Origin of the sequence: Henriciella mobilis (assembly GCF_003576285.1) — a bacterium.
GTDB lineage: Bacteria > Pseudomonadota > Alphaproteobacteria > Caulobacterales > Hyphomonadaceae > Henriciella > Henriciella mobilis.
Genome location: NZ_QWFX01000013.1, coordinates 323,386 through 344,202, shown reverse-complemented (window position 1 = coordinate 344,202; position 20,817 = coordinate 323,386). Strand labels below are relative to the sequence as shown.

Here is a 20,817-nt window from a genome sequence, read left to right as displayed (position 1 = left end):
CGCGCTATTGCGGCGTTCGTACGTCCTTGGCCATATTCTCAAGGACGGCATTGACGAAATTGGCTTCCGTCTTGTCGAAAAAATCGTGGGCGAGCGACACATACTCGTCCAGGATAACCGCGTTCGACAATTCCTGATGTTCGATCAGCTCGGCACAAGCAGCACGAAGTATCGCGCGTGTGGTCGAGTCCAGACGCGATAGTTTCCAGCCCGAGGACAAGCGGGCCAGTATTGCCGCATCGATGGTCGCCTGGTTCTTCACAACAGCGTTGACGACTGCCTTGAAGAGATCGGGATCGGCTTCTTCAACGGGTTCTTCGTCCGGCCCGAAGCCGAGCCTGTCTTCCATGAACTCGCGGATAACGGCTTTCGCGCTCTCGCCCGTCTGTTCCATCTGATACAGAGCCTGGACGGCCGCCAGCCGGGCTCCTGCCCTGCGCGCGCGGATCACCTCAAATGGCAGTTTCTGGCTCTCGATCATCTAACGAATTTCTTCCGCATCTTGAGCATGGCGAGACAGGCGTCAGCCGCATCCTTGCCCTTGTTTTTTTGCTTTCGATCCGCTCGCGCCAGCGCTTGGGCTTCGTTCTCAACTGTGAGAATACCATAACCGATCGCGAGACGGCGCTTGACCGCCAGGTCCATCAGGCCTCGGGCACTTTCGCCGCATACATAGTCATAGTGGGACGTTTCGCCTCTGATCACGCACCCAAGCGCGATGTAACCATCATACTGACCGCTGTCGGCAGCCATTGCGATTATACCGGGTACTTCGAAAGCGCCGGGCACTTCGATCACCTCAGTTACCACATCCTCGTCGGAAAGTGCTTCCAGCGCGCCTGCTTCGAGCTCCCGAGAAATGTGATCATAGTAGCGTGAGGTCGCAATCAGAATACGGTGCGCCATTCTAGTCTTCTTCCTGTGTCAATCGCTGCCAGCCTTCAATGCTGATGCCGTAGCCTTCGAGTCCTGCCACGCGGGTTGGCTGGGTGTCGGATAAAAATATCATTCGCCGCACACCCAGTTCACGAAGGATTTGAGCGCCCACGCCGTATTCTCGAAGCGGCTGGTGGGAGTCATCACCATCGCTGGTCTTTAGACCAAGACGCGCCGCTAAGGAGTTCGGACGCATCGTGTTCACGAATACCACAACCCCTGCTTTCTCTGATTGGGCGATTGCGTTCATCGCCTTCTCCACGAGATTGGCGCGTGGTCCTTTCTCTCCAAGAATGTCAGCAAGCACGTCCGTGCGATGTACCCGGACCAGCACCGTTTCATCGGAGGAAATCGTACCGTGCACGATGGCGATATGTTCTGAATTATCGAGCGCGTTGCGGAAGACGACGGACTTGAACCCATCGCCATACTCACTGTCGAGCGGCGCCTCTACGCGGCGTTCGAGATATCGGTCGTTCTTCCGGCGCCAAGCTATCAGATCTGCAATCGTACCGATCTTCAAGCCATGCAGCTGAGCAAACGAAACGAGCTCGGGCAACCTCGCCATGGTGCCGTCGTCATTCATGATCTCGCATATCACGCCGGCTGGATAGAGGCCCGCCAGACGGGAGATGTCGACGGCCGCCTCGGTATGCCCGGCCCTCACGAGCGTGCCGCCATCGCGCGCCACGAGCGGGAACACATGCCCCGGCGAGACAATGTCGTCGTAGTCCTTGGTGGGATCGATCGCCACAGCGACGGTTCGGGAGCGGTCAGCTGCGGATATACCCGTCGTCACGCCATCCTTTGCTTCGATGGAAACGGTAAAAGCCGTCTGCATACTTTCGCGATTATCACGGGCCATCATGTCGAGATTAAGCGTCTTTGCACGCTCTCGTGTCATTGCTAGGCAGATCAGACCTCGACCGAACTTGGCCATGAAGTTAACCGCTTCAGGCGTTGCGAAACTGGCAGGAATCACAAGGTCGCCTTCATTCTCGCGATCTTCAGCATCGACAAGAATGAACATGCGTCCATTGCGGGCATCTTCGATAATCTCATCAATTGAGGAGATCGCGTCGTGTATAGTGTCGCTCATCCAGCAGGCCCCTGTCGCGGCGCATCTACGCCGACCATCCGGGCCACGTAACGTGCAAGCATGTCGACCTCAAGATTGACTTTGCGGCCCACCTGCATTTGTCCGAGCGTCGTCACCTGCCATGTGTGAGGGATGACCGCGACTTCGAAGTCTCCGTTGTCGAGCGCTTCGGCGACAGTAAGGGAGACACCATCGACGGCCACAGAGCCCTTCGTGGCAAAAAAACGTGCCAGCGCTGCTGGGGGGCGGATTCGCACCCGGTGGCTCTGGCCTTCGTCCTGAATCGACACGATTTCACCGAGCCCATCAACGTGACCAAAAACGAAGTGGCCGCCAAGTTCGGAACCAAGTTTCAGTGATAATTCGAGATTGAGCCTGTCACCTGCGGATAGCTCCCCAAGATTGGTCTTGCTCAGAGTTTCCGGAACGGCCTCTACCTCGAACCAACTTCCATCCTTTCCGGCACCGAAATCGACTACCGTCAAGCAAACGCCTGAATGCATGATGGAAGCGCCCATAGAGAGATCGCTAACCGGATAGTTTGACACCACGCGGAAGCGCCGCAGACCGTTCCGGTCTTCAGCCGTCATCACCTTACCAATATCTGTCACCAGTCCAGTGAACATTCCATCCCTCCAGGACGTCGATATAGGAGCCGGAGCCGGCGACGCCAATCAGTCACGTAAAGTCAAGAAGAGCAGGCTCGCCTAGTCAGCTTTCACCCAACTTTCCAAAATATCGTTTCCGATCTTCTCGGACTGCTTCAGCCGCCAGTGACTGGCTTTGCTGATCGCGTCCAGGCCAAGCCCAGCAATTGCGGGCAACCCGTCTCCCCCCAGAATGATCGGCGCTCGAAACCATTCGATACGGTCCACGAGACCCAGACGGACAAAACTCGCGGCCAGTTGACCGCCACCTTCCAGGAAAATCCGGTTGAGCCCTTCGCCGCGAGCGCGTCTGAGCAATTCCGATGGATCGACCCGCCCGTCCACCCCGCCCACTGCCCAGGTTTCAACGCCAGCGGGCATCGCTTCACGCTTCGAAGCCAACTCGCTGCCATGGGCTATGACGACTTTTCCTGCTGACGCCGACTGTAGCAAGCGCGCCGAGGACGGCGCCCGTAAGCGGCTGTCCGCGACGATGCGGACCGGTTGCATTTGCGGAAGTGGAACCGTTCGGGCCGTCAGAAGTGGATCATCAGCGAGAACTGTCCCTATGCCCACCAGCACCGCGTCGTGCGCCGCGCGCATCTGATGTGCACGTGCGCGCGCCTCCGGTCCCGTTATCCACTGGCTGACACCATTGGAAAGCGCTATCCGGCTATCCAGGGACGTCGCAATCTTCAGCGTAACGGATGCTCTCACCGTCACTCTTCGTCGTTTCCGTCATCAAGCGCCGAGGTCTCGATAAAGCGAGCGAAATCGCTTGGATCCTTGAAATCCTTGTAGACGCTTGCGTATCGGACGTAGCCAACCGGATCGACCGTTTTCAGCGACTCCATGACGAGGTCCCCAATCTCGGCTGACGTCACTTCAGTCTCACCACTGCTTTCCAGCTTGCGCACAATACCGGATACAAGCCGTTCGACACTCTCGTCGCCGACAGCTCTTTTCCGAAGCGCTATCGTGACGGATTTTGCCACCTTGTCCCGATCAAACAGGGCGCGCTTGCCATCGCGTTTAACGACGATGATTTCGCGAAGCTGTACCCGCTCAAATGTTGTAAACCGGCCGCCGCAGACCTCGCATGCGCGACGCCGGCGAACGGCCGTATTGTCTTCTGCAGGCCGGGAATCCTTAACGGCCGTGTTCTCAGCGGTGCAGAACGGACACTTCAAGTTTAAGCCCCCGCACCGCCGTAGATAGGAAATCTGGCAGTTAGTGCTTTCACTTCCTCGCGAACCCGGGCTTCAACACCTTCCGACTCGCCCTGAGCGACCGCATCGACGATCTCACCGATCCAGCGGCCAATTCGACGGAATTCATCTTCTCCAAATCCTCGCGTCGTCCCTGCTGGCGAGCCGACCCGAATGCCACTTGTGACCATCGGCTTTTCGGGATCAAAGGGCACGCCGTTCTTGTTGCAGGTAATAAAGGCACGGCCAAGCGCCGCTTCCGCATCGCGGCCCGTTACATTTTTCGGCCGCAGGTCTATCAGCGCGACGTGAGTATCCGTCCCACCGGAAACGAGATCCAGACCACAGTCTTTCGCCGCTGATGCCATTGCGCGCGCGTTCTGTACCACGCTTGCAGCATAGGTCTTGAATGCCGGGGTCAATGCTTCGCCGAAGGCAACGGCCTTTGCGGCGATGACATGCATAAGAGGGCCGCCCTGGATGCCCGGGAAAACGGCTGAATTTACCTTCTTGGCGATCGCTTCATCATTGGTGAGCACCATTCCGCCACGCGGCCCACGAAGCGTCTTATGCGTCGTCGTCGTAGCAACGTCGCAATAGTCGAGCGGGTTGGGATGGACATCTCCGGCGACGAGGCCCGCAAAGTGAGCCATGTCTACCATGAAGTATGCCCCGACTTCGTCCGCGATTTCGCGGAACGTCTTGAAGTCGATCTGACGGGGATAGGCCGATCCGCCCGCGATAATCAACTTTGGCTGATGTTCCTTGGCCAGAGAACGAACCTGGTCAAAATCGATGAGATGATCCGACTCCCGTACGCCGTACTGGATCGCATTGAACCATTTGCCCGATTGGTTCGGCTTGGCGCCATGCGTCAGGTGACCGCCGGCATCCAGGCTCATTCCAAGGATCGTGTCGCCCGGTTTGATTAGAGCCTGAAATACAGCCTGATTGGCCTGGCTCCCGGAATTCGGCTGCACATTGGCGAAGTCGCAATCAAACAGCGCCTTGGCACGATCGATCGCGAGGTTTTCAGCGATATCTACGAACTGGCAGCCACCATAATAACGTTTGCCGGGATACCCTTCGGCGTACTTGTTCGTGAGAACCGATCCCTGAACTTCTAGCACAGCACGCGATACAATGTTCTCGGACGCGATGAGCTCAATCTCATGCTGCTGGCGTTCCAGTTCATGCTGAATCGCTTCGGCAACAGCTGGATCGCTATCCTCAACGCCGGCCGAAAAAAACCGTGTGGCATCGAATTGTGTCGCGGGGGACGTGTCAGGCATGTGCAGACTTCTCCTAGCAGCTTCGAAGTGGGTTTACGTGCGTTGGCCCTTCGCAGCAAGATTGCTCATCACGCATTTCCGCATGGGTCATTACGCCGGTGTACAGTCAGTTTTCAATTTTATCGACCAAACCTCGCGCATGCTCTTGATATAGTTGAACAAATGGAGTTTGTGTCCGACTTCGCTGGCTGATGGGGGAGAAAACATGCCGGGGGGCGATCAAGATTTACTGCTGGAACTCACAACGGATGTGATTGCTGCATTCGTGTCGAAGAATCCTATACAACAGAACCAGTTGCCTGCTCTTATTCAGGAAGTACATTCGACCCTGAATTCGCTAGCTGAAGGACGTCCAAGGCGAGCGACGAAAGCTGCACCCGCGATATCACCCGCAAAATCGATCACACCGGATTTTCTGATCTGCCTGGAAGATGGCCGTAAACTCAAGATGCTGAAGAGGTATCTGCGCAATCGGTACGGGCTAACACCTGAAGAGTACCGCGAAAAATGGTCGCTTCCGGAGGATTACCCCATGGTCGCGCCGAACTATGCGGCTGAGCGGTCGAAATTCGCAAAGCAGATTGGTCTGGGACGCAAGCAAAAGCCGGCTATCTAGGCGGCCTGTTCCAGACCCAGCTGCTTCCACACAGCAAGAATGGCAGAGACAAGCTCATCCATCATTGCTTCGTCGTGGACGGGGCCCGGCGTAAAACGCAGACGCTCGGTTCCACGCGGGACCGTCGGATAATTGATCGGCTGGACGTAGATTCCGAAGTCGAACAGCAACGTGTCAGAAAGCGCCTTGCACTTTTCCGGGTCACCCACCAGCAGAGGAACAATGTGCGTCACGCTATCCATGACGGGCAGCCCAGCTTTTCTGAACTTTTCCTTCAGCAGCGCCGCTTTTGCCTGATGGTCGACACGCAGTCGGCGCCCTTCCTCTCCGCGCAGTTTGCGGATGCTGTTCAGCGCTCCAGCTGCCATGACGGGGCATGTAGACGTCGTGAAGATGAATCCGGAGGCCATTGAGCGGATTGCATCAATCACGGATTCGTGCGCCGCAATGTAACCGCCCATCACGCCAAACGCCTTGCCAAGCGTTCCTTCAATGATGTCGATGCGGTCCATCAGGCCTTCGCGCTGCGCGACGCCTGCACCTTCCTCGCCATACATGCCAACAGCGTGCACTTCATCGAGATAGGTTAGCGCGTTGAATTCATCCGCCAAATCGCAGAAGGCTTCGATCGGACCGATGTCTCCATCCATCGAATAGACGCTCTCGAAGGCAATCAGCTTCGGACGGTCCGCATCGTCATTCTCAATGAGCGCACGCAGATGCTCGACATCATTATGGCGGAAGATCCGCCGATCCGCTCCAGACCGGCGGATCCCTTCAATCATGGAGGCGTGATTAAGTTCGTCCGAATAGATAATCAGGCCCGGAAGAATCTTGCCGAGCGTGGAAAGCGTGGCGTCGTTTGCGACATAGCCTGAGGTAAACAGCAATGCGCCGGATTTGCCATGCAGGTCTGCCAGTTCGTTTTCCAGCTCGACGTGAAATCTGGTGGTACCGGAAATATTCCGTGTGCCACCAGAGCCAGCGCCAAAGCTGTCGATCGCCTCATGCATACCGGTCAGGACATCATCGTCCTGCCCCATGCCGAGATAGTCGTTCGAACACCAGACGGTGATTTCCCGCTCGCCGTCTTCAAAACGCGCGGTCGCCTTGGGAAAACGACCGCGGTGGCGATGCAAATCGACAAATACGCGGTATCGTCCTTCGTCGCGGATGGACGTCAACGCATCTTCAAATGCCTTCAGGTGTTTCATAATCGCTGTTCCTGTGCACCGGCTCTTCTTTTGCGGCTATATGGCAAACGACAGGCCGTATCTCCATAGGTGATTGTGCGTAAGCCGCAATTGTCGCAGTTGATCGCCGTTAGGCGTCGTAGCCTGGCAACTCGCGATCGAGCTTGCGTTTCAGGCCAGGCCAGACAAGACGTTCTGTAAGCGTTTCCATGCCGCGAGAGCCTTGCCCCGCCACTTTCTCCTGAATATCACGGTCGCATTCCAGAACACCGTCTCGCCCTGCCGAAAGCGCCATGACCTGCATGTTGCAGGCCCGCTCAAGGAAGAACATCCGCGTAAAGGCCATAGCGGCAGTCGTTCCACATGTCAGCGTGCCATGGTTCTTGAGAAGCATGGTCGACTTTTCCGTGCCGAGATCCGCGACGAGACGCTCACGCTCATCGAGATCGAGGGCTATACCTTCGTAGTCATGGTAGGCGAGGTCTTCGCGCACAATCATGGCCGTTTGCGAAATCGGAAGCAGCCCTTCCTTTTGGGCCGATACCGCCACCCCCTGATCGGTGTGCAGGTGGATCACGACATTCGCATCTTCACGGCTGGCATGGATTGCCGAGTGAATCGTGAATCCTGCAGGATTGATGAAGTACGGTGAGTCCATGACAATCTGGCCTTCGAGATCGACTTTGACCAGCGACGAGGCCGTGATTTCCTCAAAGAACATGCCATAGGGATTGATCAGGAAATGGTGTTCCGGCCCCGGGACACGATGGGAAATATGAGTGAAGATCATGTCATCCCACCCGTGCATCGCGACGAGCCGGTACAGCATGGCGCAATCGACGCGGGCCTTCCATTCTTCGGCCGAGACTGCATCCTTGACGCTGATTGGTTTCATGTCGTCGGGCATTTGATCCTCCAGATTCTTCTTTTTCTGCCCACACTCTACAGGAAAATAGCCGAACATGGCCAGCGAGAAGAAGTGTTTGCTTGACGAGACCTTTTGAGCCGCTGACATGACCGCCATGAAGATTCAGATTGCATTCAGGGCCTCACGCCGGCCCGAAGCCCAGGAAGCGCTGCAAAGACTGACAAAGCGCTACGGTCAGTGCTCAGAGGATGAGGCTGAAATCATTGTTGCGCTGGGCGGCGATGGGTCCATGCTTGAAGCCATGCGCCGCCGCTTCAGCGACCGAAAACCCGTATACGGCATGAACCGCGGCACGGTCGGCTTCCTGATGAACGACTTCGAGGAAGACAATCTCTACGAGCGGATCAACAAGGCCTCAAAGGCCACGCTCGTGCCGCTGAGGATGATTGCTACCGATGTCCACGGCGAACGCTATGAGCGGCTCGCAATCAATGAGGTGTCCCTGTTTCGCGAAACGGCACAGAGCGCGAAGCTCAGCATCCGTGTTGATGGGCGTGAGCGAATGAGTGAGCTCACTTGCGACGGCATCATGGTCGCCACACCCGCTGGATCTACGGCCTACAACCTGTCCGCGCACGGCCCGATCCTACCCATCGGTGCCAACCTGCTGGCCCTCACGCCCGTCAGCGCGTTTCGGCCACGTCGCTGGCGCGGTGCCCTGCTCCGGCACGACGCGAAGGTCGAGTTTGATATTGTCGAACCAAATCGCCGTCCTGTCGCCGCCTCGGCTGACAATCAGGAAGTGCGTGACATTGCCCATGTCAGCGTACTCGAGGATCGATCGAAACCGCTCACCATGCTTTTCGATCCAGGCCACGCGCTTGATGAGCGAATTCTTCGCGAGCAATTTGCCTTCTGATCAGACGCCCTGAAAGCCCTGCACTTCGCGGCGCTGTTTCTCTCCCTGGTCGAGGCCCAGCATAAGCACGACGGCAGACGCAACAAAGACCGACGAATAGGTCCCGATGACAACGCCAAAGATGAGCGCGAAGCTCATGCCGCTTAGCACCGTCCCGCCGAACAGGTAGATGCTGAAAAGCGCCAGCAGCGTCGTACCGGACGTCAGAAGCGTCCGTGAAAGCGTCTGATTGATAGCCAGATCAATAACCTTGGCCGGCTCCATCTTCTTATACTTTCGGGCTTCCTCACGAACCCGGTCAAAGACGATCACCGTATCGTTCATTGAGTAACCGACAATTGTCAGCAAGGCTGCGATGGTCGACAGGTTAAACTCGAACTGGGTCAACGAAAACATGCCCATCGTGATGAGGACGTCGTGGAACAGCGCAGCCACGGCGCCAAGGGCATACTTCCACTGGAAGCGCACCGAAATGTACAGCATCATCAGCGCCAGGGCGACGCCGAGCGCGATCAGACCGCTTCGCAGGAGTTCACTGGAAACTTTAGGTCCCACAGCGGCACTGCTCCGGATCTGCACACCGGGGAAGGCTTCTTCCAAAGCAGCACGCACGCTGTTATTGGCCACCTGTTGCGCTTCTTCCTGATCGACGCCCTCTCCGGCTTGCTGCGTCGCGAACCGAATGACGATGACCTCGACTGCATCGACGCCAGTTCCCCGGGCAGCGTTCACGCCAACTTCACCAAGGTCCAGCGTCTGGAGGACGCTGCGCACATCCTCTTCGTTTACGTCGGCGGGCCTCTCAATCTCGATGACCGATCCACCGGCGAAGTCGATCCCGAAGTTTAGCCCTTTGGTGAAAATCAATCCGAACGAGGCAGCGATCAATAGAAGAGAAAAGACGAAGGCCGGAAAGCGCAACGCCATGAATCTGACATTCGTGCTCTGAGGCCAGTATTGAAGTAGCATCGCTCTATCTCCTCAGATCGACAGCCGGCGCGGCTTGAAGGTTTTCAGCCACATTGCCGTGAACCAGCGCGTTACAACGAAAGCGGTAAAGACAGAGGTCACAATGCCGATGGCGAGCGTGACAGCGAAACCTTTTACCGGGCCAGATCCCAGCATGTACAGAATCGCCGCCGCAATGAACGTGGTGATGTTTGCGTCAAGAATCGTCGCAAGAGCACGTTCATACCCGGCAACAACCGCGGTCGCGGGAGACCGCCCCGATCGCTGTTCCTCCCGGATGCGCTCGAACACAATCACATTAGCATCAACGGCCATACCGATCGTCAGGACGATACCGGCGATACCGGGAAGGGTCAGCGTCGCGCCTAGACCAGAAAGTGCGCCCAGAATGAGGACGATGTTCGCAAACAGCGATCCCACGGCAAAGCCGCCAATCAAGCCGTAAGCGATGATCATGAAAACGCCGACCAGCACCAGGCCAATGATACTCGCGCGCGTGCCGGCCTTGATGGAGTCCGCGCCGAGACCCGGGCCAACCGTTCTTTCTTCAATGAAATTCAGTTTCGCAGGCAGTTCGCCCGCCTCGATGATAGCTGCAAGGTCCTGGGCTTCCTGCATGGTGAACTGGCCGGTAATCTGGACATTCCCGCCCCAGATCGGCTCGTTGATCCGAGGGGCTGACATAACCGTTCCGTCGAGGACGATCGCGAAGATCTCGCCGCGATTGTTCGCCGTCGTCCGACCAAAGCGTTCAGCGCCCGCCCCGGACAGACGGAAATCCACGGCCGGAGAGTTGTCGTCTGGATCGTAGCCTTGATTGGCTGTTGCAATGTCGCTGCCCGTCACGACTGGTGTCCGATTAACCAGAATTGGCCGGCCATCCATATCCACCAGCAGCTCCCAGCCCGGCCGCGGCCGCGTGGCTTCGGCGGCACGGATTGCGGAGGGGTCGGTATTGGCCATGTTGAACGTCATCCGGCCAGCCTGGCTGAGGATGTTCTTGATACGCCGGGGGTCGGCCTCACCCGGGGCTTCGATAACTATTCGCGTATCGCCTTGCGGTGTGATCGCGATCTCGCTGACGCCATCCGGGTCGAGGCGCCTGCGAATGATCTCGATCATCTTGTCTTGCGCGTCAGCGGCCAGTGCCGCCATCGCATCGTCAGACACGCGAATGTCGATGAGACGGTCGCTCTGCCGCTCGATGGTCAGAATTTTCTGGCTTCCGACCGCACCGACAGTCGGATTCAGGCGGCGCAACCGACGCAGCGCTTCATCCATGTCTTCGGGATTGTTGAGCATGATCGGCAGCCGGGTGCCCTGTTGCTCGGGCTGCGGGCGTTCAATCAGGGGCGCGCGGTTCAAGGCCTGCACGATATCGGCCTGCAGCGTTTCAAGACGATTGGCTGCAACTTCTTCCGGTTCGATCTCGGTGAGGAGGTAGACACCGCCTTGAAGGTCGAGCCCAAGATTGACTTTCCCCGATGGCATGAATCCGGGCCACCATGACGCTTCAGCCGCTTCCATTTGTTCCTGGTATTCCGCAACAGACTGCGCGTCCGTCGCACCGGTATCCACCGGCCGTACACCAAGAAAGCCGTCGCTAAAGGCGTTCGGCAGAGCCAGAAGCCCCCCCCAAAGCAATACGATGGCTATGAGTGCGACTTTCCAGCCCGGAAAATTCAGCATCGACTTCGTCCCTGATTAGCTCAGCTCGACTTGGTGTCGTTGGCCGGAGCAGGTTCGTTCTTGCCGCGAACATCAGCGATCATGCCTTTGACCACGCGCACGCGCACGCCGTCCGCCAGATCTACGCTAAGTTCCTGGTCGCTCACCTTGACGACCTTGCCGATAAGTCCACCGGAGGTGATGACCGTATCGCCGCGCGCCACCGCCTCGATCATTGCCTTGTGTTTTTTCTGGCGCTGATTGGCGGGGCGGATCAGCAAAAAATAGAAAATAAGAATGAGCGGAACGAAAAAGATCAGCTGACCAATTAGGCCGCCGGTGGCACCACCCTGCTCCTGCGCAAGTGCGGCTGGCGCACTGCCGATGATCGCCGCGGCAGAAACCGCCATTTTGAGTTTCATTCTCGTTCTCCCCAGATTTTCAGGACCGTGCGTATATCTGTGGAGGGCATACATTGCAAACAAGCCCATTCAATGCGCGATTACAGCAAACACGAAAAACGAATATGTTAGTAAGCGCTCACTTGCGTCCGGCGAAGAAACTGGTATTGTGGCGCAAAGGAGATTTCGTTGATGCCACCACCAGCCAACAATCCGCCAAGACGAGGCGCAAAGCCAAAGATTGAACGCGCCGCATTGAAGCTTTTCGTGGACGAAGGCGTCGATGCCGCGACGACCCGACAAATAGCCAATCAAGCCGGCGTGTCAGAGGGGGCACTTTACCGGCACTACAAGGGAAAGGACGAACTGGCGCTCGCCCTTTTCATGGAAACCCACAATCGATTAGGCGAAATGCTTAGTGAGGCCCTTTCCTATCCGGGCAGCGTCGAAGAGAGAATCCATCGGGCCGTGTCTTCCTATTGCGGCCTTGCCGACGAGGACTGGCTCCTTTTTTCCTTTCATCTTGTGTCGCTCAACCGCTTTCTCCCTCATGACACGCGTCGCGAAGACGATCCACTGACGAGAATTGAGACGATTCTGGCAGCGATGATGTCCAGCGGCGATATTCCAAAGTCGGACCCGGCGCTCGTGACGGCCATGTGTCTCGGCGTGATCACGCAGGCAGGCCAGAACAAGATCTACAACCGTTTACCCGGCCCGTTCAGTGCTCACGTGGATGCGTTCACGAGGGCCATACTCGCAATCCTGTTTCAGAAGTAAGGCGGACTGTCCCATGATACGAGGCGTGGCCTTCACAGGCATTTACTATGTGCTGTCCTTTTTTTACGTCCTGGCCGCATTGCCGACACTCGCATGGCCGGGGCGCGGCGCGACCACCTTCGTGATCCGTTCTTATACGAGAGCGATTCGACTCGCCCTGCGGGTTGTCGGTGGAATAGGCCTGAACGTGAAAGGACGGGAAAACCTGCCGGACGGCCCCTTCATCGTCGCAGCGAAACATCAGAGCTGGGGCGATGGGTTCATGATTTATCCGGAGATCAAAAATCTCGCCTTCGTCACAGGCGATCACCTCGAAAAATTCCCTTTTGTGAAAGGTATCCTCCGAAAACTTGGGGCGATCGTGATTGATACATGCGGCGGAGGTGATCGTAAGGCCCAGTCGCTGGCCAATGGCATGGCCCGTGCGCGTCAGGACGGAAAGCGGATCCTCATCTACCCGGAGGGCCACCTTGCGCCCCCCGGTTACCACTTCCGGTACAAGCCGGGCGTCTGGCACATGCAAAAGTCGATGGACGTCCCTGTCGTTCCGGTCGCGACAAATCTGGGTTGTTTCTGGAAGCAGGAAGAGATTCGAAAAACGCCGGGAAAGGCCACAATCGAATTCCTGGAACCCATCAAACCCGGACTGTCCAAGGATACATTTCTGTCGGAACTGACCGCAGCTATCGAATCGCGATCGGCTGAACTGATCGCATTGGCTCAAGATCAAGAGCCGTCGACAACAAGATATCTCCCTGATCCCGTCAAAGGGTCTGTGAGCCGTTGAAAACACGAAACTTTTTAGGCGCTACATCTGCTTTTCAATAAACTATTGTCTTTTTTCAATAAGTGGTTATTGTTTATCAATAAGCTTATTGAGGAGAGTGAACATGAAAAAGTTTATTGTTGCTACAGTCGTCGCGGGCTCTATGGGCTCGCTCGCTTTCGCTAGTGCAAGTGACATGGACACATGGCGCGTTGCATCCACATCGGATGAAGGCACTGTGCTGACGGTCGTGTCGGGAACCGACACGAAGGCGGGAACCTTTTTCAGCTGCACCAACGGCACGCTGAAATTTGGTGTCGGCCTGGAAGGTGGAGACCTTGCCGAAACGCTGGCAACCGATACCCATCGCCAGAGCCGCCGCCAGGCCGAGACCACGATCGGTGACGGCGAAACGTTCGAATCCGACTGGACCTACCTGCCTTCCATGAAGGTCGCGATTGCACGTAACGAAGTGACGGCCAAGAAGTTTTATAACGCTGCGGTCCGCAAGGACACCGTGAGCTGGAAGCTCGACCGGAAGTCCGAGATCGAACTGTCATTTCCGGAGCTAAACGACGCGTTCAAGAGCTTCGCGAACGATTGCTCGGTGACGAATCCCGACGCTCAGTAATTCCAAGCGGTTTTGATCTACTATGTGGCGGGAGCGATCGTAACGCTCTCGCCACATCCGCAAGCATCTGTCTGATTGGGATTACGAAACACGAATTTCTCGTGCAGCATTGTTGTCTCGAAATCCACTATTGAGCCAAGCAGAAACAGAACCGCCTTGGCGTCAACGACGATCTTCACGCCATTGTCCTCGACAATCTCGTCCAGCTCTTCAGGTGCATCGACATAGTCCATAACGTATTCCATGCCTGCACAGCCACCATTCTTGACGCCTACACGCAGGTAGCCGGCGCCTTTTTCTTCCATGATTTCACGCACGCGCTCAGCAGCGGCGTCGGAAAGCGTTACAAGTTTGGGTCTAGGTCGTCTGGCCATACCGGTTAGATGAGAAGGCTCACCTTCCCTGTCAACTAGAGCATGTTCAGAGCGAGGCGGGCTTCGTCTGACATTCGCGAAGGATCCCATGGCGGATCAAAGGTAAGCCGAACTTCGACGTCCTTGACCCCATCAACGCCCCGCGCGGCCGTTTCCACCCAGCCAGGCATGTCACCAGCGACAGGACAACCCGGCGCGGTCAGCGTCATTTCGACGTCAACCTTGCGGTCATCATCGATATCGACCTTGTAAATCAGGCCAAGTTCATAAATGTCGACGGGTATTTCCGGATCGAAGACCGACTTAAATGCCGCGATGAGATCGTCGGTGATCCGATTCAGCTCGTCCTGCGGAATTTTGGACGAATCTGCCTCCGCCTCTGGCTGTGCAGAGCCTTCAACAGATTCAGGGAGTCGCATATCGTCTGCCATTCCAATCCTTATAACAGCATGGAGCGCGCTTTGTGGAGGGCATCAATGAAGGCGTCGACTTCTTCCACTGTATTGTAGATACCAAAGCTCGCCCGCGCCGTGGCACTGACTCCTAGATGGGTCATCAAAGGCTGAGCGCAATGGTGGCCTGCACGTACCGCTATACCATACCGGTCCAGCAGCTGCGCGATGTCGTGCGGGTGTATTCCGTCTGCGCTGAAAGAGAGAACGGGCCCCTTCCCGCTTGCCTGTCCGTGCATGCGAAGACCATTGATGCTCGACAGCGCGTCGAATGCCCTCCGGTACAGGCGGTCTTCGTGTTCGGTGATTTCCTCGAAGTCGAACGCGCCAAGCCAATCTATCGCTGCACCGAGGCCAATGGCTTCCAGGATAGGCGGCGTTCCGGCTTCGAATTTGTGTGGCGCTTCATTATAGGTCACGCGATCCTGTTCGACGATTTCAATCATTTCGCCGCCGCCCTGATAAGGGGCCAGCCTGTCCAGGGCTTCGGCGGTTCCGTATAGAGCGCCTATACCCGTCGGGCCGTAAATCTTGTGCCCCGTCAGCACGTAAAAATCACAGCCGAGCGCCTCGACATCGATATCGAGATGGACACCCGCCTGACAGCCATCCAACAACACCTGTGCGCCGGCGTCGTGAGCAAGGCGGACTATGCGTGCCGCATCTGTGACTGTACCAAGGACGTTCGACATGTGTGTGACTGAAACGAATTTTGTCCGTTCACTAAGCACGTCCTGGTATGCCTGCATGTCCAGCGAACCGTCTTCCAGTACCGGCACCCATTTCAAAACTGCCCCGTAGCGCTCCCTGAGAAAATGCCATGGGACGATATTGGAGTGGTGCTCCATAACGGACAGCACGATCTCATCGCCTGACTGAATCTGCTGGCCGATGCCGGAAGCGACGAGGTTCATCGCCTCGGTGCCACCCTTTGTGAATATAATATTCTCCGGTGCCGGAGCATTTATGAAGCGCTGAACGACAGCGCGTGCGTTTTCAAAAGCTTCCGTTGTTTCATTCGCCAGCGTGTGGAGGCCACGGTGAACGTTGGCGTATGCATGACTAGCCTGGCCCGTCATGGCTTTCAGGACCGCTTCCGGCTTCTGGGCGCTGGCTGCATTGTCGAGGTAAACGAGCGGGTGTCCATTCACTTCGCGGCGAAGGATCGGAAACTGCTGGCGTATTTGATCAATGTTTAGAGCCATGAGGACCTACTCGCCAGATCCGCGCAGAAAGTCTCGCGACGCATCCAGCAATGTCTGCAGTACATCCGGATGTGCCGTTTCGAGCGCCTCGGCAATGAATGCTTCCGTCAGCATCGCACGGGCCTCAGCGACCGGGATGCCACGCTGGCGCATGTAGAAGAGAGCGCTTTCATCCAGCTGACCTGACGTGTTGCCGTGGGCACATTCAACGTCGTCCGCATAGATCTCCAGCTCCGGCTTGGCGAAGACTTCCGCCCCATTCTCAAGCAGAAGGGCTTGATGCTGCATGTCTGCGTCAGTGTGCTGCCCTACGCTTCGTGGAACGTGAAACTTGCCTTGGAAAACGCCGCGCCCACCATCCGGCACTGCGCCCTTGGTCAGCTGCCGAGTCGTGCAGGATTCCGCGCCGTGCCAAACATGACTCGTAAAATCGACATGCTTGCCATCCGCTGGCAAGTACGCCGCATTAAGGAATGCCGCCGCATTTGGGCCAGAATACCAAACTCGCGTCTCGATACGCGCGACCTTTGCACCGAACGCCAGGGCCGTCTGTTGAAACTCGGAATCCTCATCGAGACTGACCAGCCCTGTAATTGCTGTAGCTTCCTGATGACCGCCAGATTGCAAAAGCGTACGTGACGCGCTCGCCCCTTTTTGCAGGCCGAACTCGACCAGCATGGCACTGAGGCCTGCGCCACCTGAATGCTGCTCGATGACGTCCACCCGCGCGCCGGGACGGACAACGAATGCGATCCGAGCGAACGCCATTTCCCGGCCGGCGCCGGCGAAGTCAAGAAAGATGGGCTGCTCCTGCGAAGAACTCACTTCAATCTGCAGGATATCACAGGTCTTCGGCTGCCCGGTCTGGCTCGCGGTCAGGGCCGCCATGGGCAACTGCTCTGCATTTCCAAGCGCCTGCGCAGTGTCTTTCTCGAACACACGGAAACCGTCGGGCAAACCGTCTGGGACATCCCAGGACCGCCCATCAAACCTTAGCACTATTGCATTCGCCGGCGGAGCCATGCGCGGTCCCGACTGCGCCGAAGACGCCTCAATCGACTGAATAGATTGCCGAAAGTCGCTCCACTTCCATTGCTCAAGCCGCCGGTGCGGCAAACCCGACTGCGCGAACGCGTCGAATGCCCGCGCGCGCCGTCCGTCTTCAGGCAGCTCACCATATCTCGCGATCAGCTGAAGCTCTGCGGGCGTCGGATCCTGAAAGCGGGTGCGCAGCTCAGCAATTGTCAAACCGGCTCTCCCAGGATGCCATCGTATCCTTCCCGTTCAAGCTGCTCAGCCAGTTCCGGTCCACCGGACTTCACAACCCGGCCCTTGGCGAACACATGAACCTTGTCAGGCCTGATATGATCCAGAAGTCGCTGATAGTGGGTGATCACAAGCATGCCGCGATCCGGACTCCGCAAGGCATTCACGCCGTCTGAAACCGTTTTAAGCGCATCAATATCGAGCCCTGAATCCGTTTCGTCGAGGATGGCGAAGCGCGGCTCCAGCATCATCATCTGGAAAATCTCCAGACGCTTCTTCTCACCACCGGAAAACCCGACATTGACCGGACGCTTGAGCATTTCAGCATCAATCTTCAATTTTTCGCCTACTTCGCGGGCCTTCTTGATGAAATCTGGCGCTGAAATCTCTTCCTCACCTCGGGCCTTGCGCTGGGCGTTCATCGCGGCGCGCACAAAGGTCATGACGGGCACACCGGGGATTTCTACCGGGTACTGGAAGGAAAGGAACACGCCTTTGGCCGCGCGTTCTTCCGGATCCATGTTCAGCAGGTCTTCGCCCGACAGTGTTGCCGACCCACCATCCACTTCGTAGCCATCGCGGCCGGTCAGAACGTAAGCCAGCGTCGACTTGCCCGCGCCATTCGGCCCCATCACAGCATGGACTTCGCCTGCAGGCACTTCCAGCGTCAGGCCATTGATAATGGACTTGGCTTCGTCGCCCTCACCGATCCGGGCTGTCAGATTTTCGATTTTCAACATGTCGCGGATGTAGAGAGTCGCGCGATAATTTCAAAGCCTGAACTTGCTTATTCAGAGCTTGAATGTCAGCGGATTCGATCCAGTCCATAAAAGTTCGGTCCCGACATGGCCGCTTCGAGGTCGATCGGCGCCACCAGAAGCTCCGCAACGAACTGCAAGCTTTCCTCATTTCCCAATAGAATGCGCTTCAGGGCTGTATTGATGGGTGTGGCGACACCTTGGGGACCAACAAGCACAAATGTATCCAGGCCTGCATCGTCACCATAATGTTCGGTGAAGTAAGGATTGGCGGAAACGAAACGGTCAAATCGCTCCCACCGCCAGTCGAGGGATGAGTTCGCCCGAATGACTTCACCGAGGTAAAGCCCTGCTAACATTACAGAATTATCACCCCGACCATCGCTTATCAGGGATTCGCCAGCCCGGCCGGGCTCTGCCTGAAGCTTGTTGATCGTATGGATATCCCTGAGCCAGGCATCAACCAAAGCAAGGCTCTCAATCGAGAAGTCCAGCCTCGACCGGTCGAGACGGTTCGGCAAAAGAATCAGCTTGCTGCCGGAAGGGGCCAAAAACTCGTCCAGCGCATTTGGAATCTGCGATACACTTATGGTTTCGGATTCACCCAAACGCTTAAGTTCATAAGACGCTGATACCGTAGGAATTTCGGCTCCGTAGCCATCGTAAGGTATGTACCGCGGCTCGGTTGCCGGCTTTGCGGCACACGAGGCCAGCAGAAGTCCACTCAGGAAAAGAATGCGGGGCATGAAGCACGTCAGAATCAGCGAACAGATGCGCAGCATGACCTACCGCCCCACCATTGACCAGCCAGTCGAAACGACAGGCTTGGATCACGCATCAGTATCTCTCATCAAATCCGACTGTCCCGGCTCAATGGAATTCCACCACTGTTGCAGGTGCGTGCAAATACCTGAGTCATCAAGGACGACCCTCATGATGCCCTCCTGCCGAACTGGATCGTCTGTTCCAGTGCGAGTAAAGCCGCATGCCCAATGCGCCCAACCCTCATCGTGCGCTGGTGTTATGACTTCAGCAGTAAACCTTATGCTTTCGCGCGCGGCGAGCGTCTTTCTGAAATGGTCCTCAACGGCTTCGCGCCCCCGGAGAGGCGCGTCAAAAGGTGACAGGTGAAAAACCACATCAGCCGCGAACAGAGCTGCCATCGCGTTTGACTCTCCGCTTTCCATGCGCTTTCCGAAAGCGGCGAGCCAGTTCCTGAAGGCCTGCTCTTCCTTAGCCAACACTGCCTTCCAGACTGACCTCAAGAAGCTTCTGAGCTTCGACCGCAAATTCCATCGGCAGGTGCTGCATGACGTCACGGACAAAACCGTTCACAAGCAGCGCCACGGCCGCCTCTTCGTCCAGGCCGCGTTGGCGGGCATAGAAGAGCTGATCATCTGAAAGCTTGGTCGTCGTCGCCTCGTGCTCAAGCTGTGCGTCAGCCCGCCGGTTTTCTACGTATGGCACCGTGTGGGCACCGCAATCTCCGCCTATCAAAAGCGAGTCGCACTGCGTGAAGTTACGGGCCTTCTCGGCTTTCTTGTGGACCGATACCAGCCCTCTGTAGGTGTTGTCCGAACGGCCGGCAGAAATCCCTTTTGAAATAATCCGGGAGCGCGTTCGCTTTCCCAGGTGGATCATTTTAGTGCCCGTGTCGGCCATCTGGCGGCCATTCGTTACCGCAATCGAGTAGAATTCACCGGAACTGTCGTCGCCACGCAGAATGCAGGACGGATACTTCCAGGTCACAGCAGAACCCGTTTCGACCTGGGTCCAGCTGATCTTCGAACGCGCGCCGCGGCAGTCGCCGCGCTTGGTTACGAAGTTGTAGATGCCGCCCTTGCCGTTTTCGTCGCCTGGCCACCAGTTCTGAACTGTCGAGTACTTGATTTCGGCATCCTCGAGCGCAACCAGTTCGACGACTGCAGCGTGCAGCTGGTTCTCATCGCGCATAGGCGCCGTGCAACCTTCAAGGTACGAGACGTAAGATCCCTTGTCCGCGACGATCAATGTCCGCTCGAACTGGCCCGTATTCTCCGCGTTCATACGGAAATAGGTCGACAACTCCATCGGACACCGGACGCCTTCAGGCACATAAACGAATGTCCCGTCAGAAAAGACCGCACTATTAAGCGTGGCGAAGAAATTGTCGGACTGCGGCACAACTGAGCCGAGATACTTCTTCACCAGCTCTGGATGCTCACGAATAGCTTCCGAGATGGACATGAAGATCACGCCAGCCTTTTCGAGTTCCTTGCGGAATGTCGTAGCGACGGAAACAGAATCGAACACCGCATCCACGGCAACCTTCGAGCTCGTTGCCCCGCCCCTGGCCTCCGCAGCCGTTTCGGACGCGCCTTCCACGCCAAGCAGCACTTCGGCTTCTCGTAGCGGGATGCCGAGCTTTTCATACGTGTCGAGGATTTCCTGAGGGACGTCGTCGATCGACTCATACTTCGCGCCCTGCTTGGGTGCCGCGTAGTAGTAGAGGTCCTGATAACCGATCTTCTCGTACTGAACTTTCGCCCAGCCTGGTTCCGTCATGGTTTTCCAGCGCTCAAACGCCTTCAGTCTCCAGTCCAGCATCCATTGCGGCTCGCCCTTCTTGTCGGAGATAAAGGCGATGACATCTTCGTTCAGGCCTTTCGGTGCGTATTCGGTTTCGATGTCTGTCTTGAAACCGGCCGAATAGTTCTCCGACTGAAGCGCCTTTGCGGCGGCCAACGTACCTTTGTCTATGCCTTCTTTGACTTTTACATCGTCAGCCAT

Annotated in this window: 26 protein-coding genes; 6 read left to right on the top strand and 20 right to left on the bottom strand. The window is 56.8% G+C overall.

The genetic code is table 11. The features are described 5' to 3' along the window. Positions 1–4 precede the first annotated feature (4 nt). The 7 genes from nusB to glyA form a co-directional block, all read right to left on the bottom strand. Complete coding sequence (gene nusB, locus D1223_RS12180) at positions 5–481, bottom strand: transcription antitermination factor NusB (protein ID WP_119376699.1); 477 nt, start codon at positions 479–481, stop codon at positions 5–7. Further along, the gene (gene ribH, locus D1223_RS12175) at positions 478–906 is read right to left on the bottom strand and encodes a 6,7-dimethyl-8-ribityllumazine synthase (protein ID WP_119376698.1); all 429 of its coding nucleotides are present in this window, start codon (positions 904–906) and stop codon (positions 478–480) included. The genes nusB and ribH overlap by 4 nt, the downstream gene beginning before the upstream one ends. 1 nt (position 907) lies before the next feature. Continuing rightward, positions 908–2,035 (bottom strand): 3,4-dihydroxy-2-butanone-4-phosphate synthase, encoded by a 1,128-nt coding sequence (gene ribB, locus D1223_RS12170; RefSeq protein ID WP_119376697.1) that lies wholly within the window; start codon positions 2,033–2,035, stop codon positions 908–910. Beyond that, entirely contained in the window at positions 2,032–2,661 is a 630-nt protein-coding gene (locus tag D1223_RS12165; RefSeq protein WP_119376696.1) for a riboflavin synthase, read from the bottom strand. Before D1223_RS12165 ends, ribB begins: the two co-directional genes overlap by 4 nt. Positions 2,662–2,742: 81 nt before the next feature. Next, entirely contained in the window at positions 2,743–3,399 is a 657-nt protein-coding gene (locus D1223_RS12160) for a RibD family protein (protein WP_233353141.1), read from the bottom strand. Between the two features lie 2 nt (positions 3,400–3,401). Then, positions 3,402–3,872, bottom strand: coding sequence for a transcriptional regulator NrdR (nrdR, locus tag D1223_RS12155; protein ID WP_119376694.1), 471 nt, complete (start codon positions 3,870–3,872; stop codon positions 3,402–3,404). Between the two features lie 2 nt (positions 3,873–3,874). Then, on the bottom strand, positions 3,875–5,182 hold the full coding sequence (gene glyA / locus D1223_RS12150; RefSeq protein WP_119376693.1) for a serine hydroxymethyltransferase: 1,308 nt from the start codon (positions 5,180–5,182) through the stop codon (positions 3,875–3,877). A gap of 205 nt (positions 5,183–5,387) precedes the next feature. Between glyA and D1223_RS12145 the strand changes: the two genes are divergently transcribed. Next, the gene (locus tag D1223_RS12145; RefSeq protein WP_119376692.1) at positions 5,388–5,798 is read left to right on the top strand and encodes a MucR family transcriptional regulator; all 411 of its coding nucleotides are present in this window, start codon (positions 5,388–5,390) and stop codon (positions 5,796–5,798) included. Here D1223_RS12145 and hemA read toward each other — a convergent pair. Both hemA and D1223_RS12135 read right to left on the bottom strand, forming a co-directional pair. Next, complete coding sequence (gene hemA / locus D1223_RS12140; RefSeq protein ID WP_119376691.1) at positions 5,795–7,012, bottom strand: 5-aminolevulinate synthase; 1,218 nt, start codon at positions 7,010–7,012, stop codon at positions 5,795–5,797. The genes D1223_RS12145 and hemA overlap by 4 nt on opposite strands. A 109-nt stretch (positions 7,013–7,121) precedes the next feature. Beyond that, entirely contained in the window at positions 7,122–7,898 is a 777-nt protein-coding gene (locus tag D1223_RS12135) for a class II aldolase/adducin family protein (RefSeq protein WP_119377130.1), read from the bottom strand. Positions 7,899–8,013: 115 nt separating this feature from the next. On the opposite strand from D1223_RS12135, the gene D1223_RS12130 reads away from it, so the two are divergent. Then, positions 8,014–8,778 carry an NAD kinase gene (locus D1223_RS12130; protein WP_119377129.1) on the top strand — a complete coding sequence of 255 codons (765 nt, stop codon included), beginning with the start codon at positions 8,014–8,016 and terminating at the stop codon, positions 8,776–8,778. On the opposite strand, the gene secF is transcribed toward D1223_RS12130, so the two are convergent. From secF to yajC, 3 genes are read right to left on the bottom strand one after another with little or no spacing between them, the layout of a single operon-like run. After that, on the bottom strand, positions 8,779–9,747 hold the full coding sequence (gene secF, locus D1223_RS12125; RefSeq protein WP_119376690.1) for a protein translocase subunit SecF: 969 nt from the start codon (positions 9,745–9,747) through the stop codon (positions 8,779–8,781). A gap of 12 nt (positions 9,748–9,759) precedes the next feature. After that, entirely contained in the window at positions 9,760–11,436 is a 1,677-nt protein-coding gene (secD, locus tag D1223_RS12120) for a protein translocase subunit SecD (RefSeq protein ID WP_119376689.1), read from the bottom strand. Between the two features lie 20 nt (positions 11,437–11,456). After that, positions 11,457–11,837, bottom strand: a complete 381-nt coding sequence (gene yajC, locus D1223_RS12115) for a preprotein translocase subunit YajC (protein ID WP_119376688.1) — start codon at positions 11,835–11,837, stop codon at positions 11,457–11,459. 171 nt (positions 11,838–12,008) lie between these two features. Here yajC and D1223_RS12110 point away from each other — a divergent pair, with 171 nt between their 5' ends. The 3 genes from D1223_RS12110 to D1223_RS12100 all read left to right on the top strand — a co-directional run bounded on the left by D1223_RS12110 (position 12,009) and on the right by D1223_RS12100 (position 13,993). After that, a complete protein-coding gene (locus D1223_RS12110; protein ID WP_119376687.1) occupies positions 12,009–12,596 on the top strand; it encodes a TetR/AcrR family transcriptional regulator in 588 nt (195 codons plus the stop codon). A 13-nt stretch (positions 12,597–12,609) separates the two neighbouring features. Continuing rightward, positions 12,610–13,383, top strand: coding sequence for a lysophospholipid acyltransferase family protein (locus tag D1223_RS12105; RefSeq protein ID WP_119376686.1), 774 nt, complete (start codon positions 12,610–12,612; stop codon positions 13,381–13,383). A 103-nt stretch (positions 13,384–13,486) separates the two neighbouring features. Continuing rightward, positions 13,487–13,993, top strand: a complete 507-nt coding sequence (locus tag D1223_RS12100) for a hypothetical protein (protein ID WP_147372800.1) — start codon at positions 13,487–13,489, stop codon at positions 13,991–13,993. 20 nt (positions 13,994–14,013) lie between these two features. Here D1223_RS12100 and D1223_RS12095 read toward each other — a convergent pair whose 3' ends face one another. The 4 genes from D1223_RS12095 to D1223_RS18845 are packed head-to-tail and all read right to left on the bottom strand — an operon-like array spanning position 14,014 to position 16,792. Beyond that, entirely contained in the window at positions 14,014–14,367 is a 354-nt protein-coding gene (locus D1223_RS12095; RefSeq protein WP_119376684.1) for a HesB/IscA family protein, read from the bottom strand. 35 nt (positions 14,368–14,402) lie between these two features. Then, the gene (locus D1223_RS12090) at positions 14,403–14,786 is read right to left on the bottom strand and encodes an SUF system Fe-S cluster assembly protein (RefSeq protein WP_407646985.1); all 384 of its coding nucleotides are present in this window, start codon (positions 14,784–14,786) and stop codon (positions 14,403–14,405) included. Between the two features lie 20 nt (positions 14,787–14,806). Beyond that, positions 14,807–16,024, bottom strand: coding sequence for an aminotransferase class V-fold PLP-dependent enzyme (locus D1223_RS12085; protein ID WP_119376682.1), 1,218 nt, complete (start codon positions 16,022–16,024; stop codon positions 14,807–14,809). A 6-nt stretch (positions 16,025–16,030) separates the two neighbouring features. Next, positions 16,031–16,792 carry a SufD family Fe-S cluster assembly protein gene (locus D1223_RS18845; protein WP_233353187.1) on the bottom strand — a complete coding sequence of 254 codons (762 nt, stop codon included), beginning with the start codon at positions 16,790–16,792 and terminating at the stop codon, positions 16,031–16,033. Here D1223_RS18845 and D1223_RS18840 point away from each other — a divergent pair. Beyond that, positions 16,727–17,020, top strand: a complete 294-nt coding sequence (locus tag D1223_RS18840; RefSeq protein WP_158588461.1) for a hypothetical protein — start codon at positions 16,727–16,729, stop codon at positions 17,018–17,020. The two genes, D1223_RS18845 and D1223_RS18840, sit on opposite strands and share 66 nt — an antisense overlap. Before the next feature lie 248 nt (positions 17,021–17,268). On the opposite strand, the gene sufC is transcribed toward D1223_RS18840, so the two are convergent. The 4 genes from sufC to sufB form a co-directional block, all read right to left on the bottom strand. Further along, positions 17,269–18,030: a Fe-S cluster assembly ATPase SufC gene (sufC, locus tag D1223_RS12075; protein ID WP_119376680.1), complete on the bottom strand. Its 762-nt coding sequence runs from the start codon at positions 18,028–18,030 to the stop codon at positions 17,269–17,271. Positions 18,031–18,095: 65 nt separating this feature from the next. After that, on the bottom strand, positions 18,096–18,830 hold the full coding sequence (locus D1223_RS12070) for a hypothetical protein (RefSeq protein ID WP_119376679.1): 735 nt from the start codon (positions 18,828–18,830) through the stop codon (positions 18,096–18,098). A 48-nt stretch (positions 18,831–18,878) separates the two neighbouring features. Further along, the gene (locus D1223_RS12065) at positions 18,879–19,289 is read right to left on the bottom strand and encodes a nuclear transport factor 2 family protein (protein ID WP_147372798.1); all 411 of its coding nucleotides are present in this window, start codon (positions 19,287–19,289) and stop codon (positions 18,879–18,881) included. Continuing rightward, a complete protein-coding gene (gene sufB, locus D1223_RS12060; RefSeq protein ID WP_119376677.1) occupies positions 19,282–20,817 on the bottom strand; it encodes a Fe-S cluster assembly protein SufB in 1,536 nt (511 codons plus the stop codon). Before sufB ends, D1223_RS12065 begins: the two co-directional genes overlap by 8 nt.

What these genes read in the sequence shown, in the direction of transcription:
- D1223_RS12145 (WP_119376692.1), top strand. Translation starts at nt 5,388, where the DNA reads ATGCCGGGGGGCGATCAAGATTTACTGCTGGAACTCACAACGGATGTG.
- D1223_RS12105 (WP_119376686.1), top strand. Translation starts at nt 12,610, where the DNA reads ATGATACGAGGCGTGGCCTTCACAGGCATTTACTATGTGCTGTCCTTT.
- ribH (WP_119376698.1), bottom strand. Translation starts at nt 906, where the DNA reads ATGGCGCACCGTATTCTGATTGCGACCTCACGCTACTATGATCACATT.
- glyA (WP_119376693.1), bottom strand. Translation starts at nt 5,182, where the DNA reads ATGCCTGACACGTCCCCCGCGACACAATTCGATGCCACACGGTTTTTT.
- secD (WP_119376689.1), bottom strand. Translation starts at nt 11,436, where the DNA reads ATGCTGAATTTTCCGGGCTGGAAAGTCGCACTCATAGCCATCGTATTG.
- D1223_RS12070 (WP_119376679.1), bottom strand. Translation starts at nt 18,830, where the DNA reads ATGCTGCGCATCTGTTCGCTGATTCTGACGTGCTTCATGCCCCGCATT.
- sufC (WP_119376680.1), bottom strand. Translation starts at nt 18,030, where the DNA reads ATGTTGAAAATCGAAAATCTGACAGCCCGGATCGGTGAGGGCGACGAA.
- nusB (WP_119376699.1), bottom strand. Translation starts at nt 481, where the DNA reads ATGATCGAGAGCCAGAAACTGCCATTTGAGGTGATCCGCGCGCGCAGG.
- D1223_RS18845 (WP_233353187.1), bottom strand. Translation starts at nt 16,792, where the DNA reads ATGGCGTTCGCTCGGATCGCATTCGTTGTCCGTCCCGGCGCGCGGGTG.
- secF (WP_119376690.1), bottom strand. Translation starts at nt 9,747, where the DNA reads ATGCTACTTCAATACTGGCCTCAGAGCACGAATGTCAGATTCATGGCG.
- D1223_RS12090 (WP_407646985.1), bottom strand. Translation starts at nt 14,786, where the DNA reads ATGCGACTCCCTGAATCTGTTGAAGGCTCTGCACAGCCAGAGGCGGAG.
- D1223_RS18840 (WP_158588461.1), top strand. Translation starts at nt 16,727, where the DNA reads ATGCTGCTCGATGACGTCCACCCGCGCGCCGGGACGGACAACGAATGC.
- D1223_RS12135 (WP_119377130.1), bottom strand. Translation starts at nt 7,898, where the DNA reads ATGCCCGACGACATGAAACCAATCAGCGTCAAGGATGCAGTCTCGGCC.
- D1223_RS12095 (WP_119376684.1), bottom strand. Translation starts at nt 14,367, where the DNA reads ATGGCCAGACGACCTAGACCCAAACTTGTAACGCTTTCCGACGCCGCT.
- D1223_RS12085 (WP_119376682.1), bottom strand. Translation starts at nt 16,024, where the DNA reads ATGGCTCTAAACATTGATCAAATACGCCAGCAGTTTCCGATCCTTCGC.
- sufB (WP_119376677.1), bottom strand. Translation starts at nt 20,817, where the DNA reads ATGGCTGACGATGTAAAAGTCAAAGAAGGCATAGACAAAGGTACGTTG.
- ribB (WP_119376697.1), bottom strand. Translation starts at nt 2,035, where the DNA reads ATGAGCGACACTATACACGACGCGATCTCCTCAATTGATGAGATTATC.
- D1223_RS12110 (WP_119376687.1), top strand. Translation starts at nt 12,009, where the DNA reads ATGCCACCACCAGCCAACAATCCGCCAAGACGAGGCGCAAAGCCAAAG.
- yajC (WP_119376688.1), bottom strand. Translation starts at nt 11,837, where the DNA reads ATGAAACTCAAAATGGCGGTTTCTGCCGCGGCGATCATCGGCAGTGCG.
- D1223_RS12130 (WP_119377129.1), top strand. Translation starts at nt 8,014, where the DNA reads ATGAAGATTCAGATTGCATTCAGGGCCTCACGCCGGCCCGAAGCCCAG.
- hemA (WP_119376691.1), bottom strand. Translation starts at nt 7,012, where the DNA reads ATGAAACACCTGAAGGCATTTGAAGATGCGTTGACGTCCATCCGCGAC.
- D1223_RS12100 (WP_147372800.1), top strand. Translation starts at nt 13,487, where the DNA reads ATGAAAAAGTTTATTGTTGCTACAGTCGTCGCGGGCTCTATGGGCTCG.
- D1223_RS12165 (WP_119376696.1), bottom strand. Translation starts at nt 2,661, where the DNA reads ATGTTCACTGGACTGGTGACAGATATTGGTAAGGTGATGACGGCTGAA.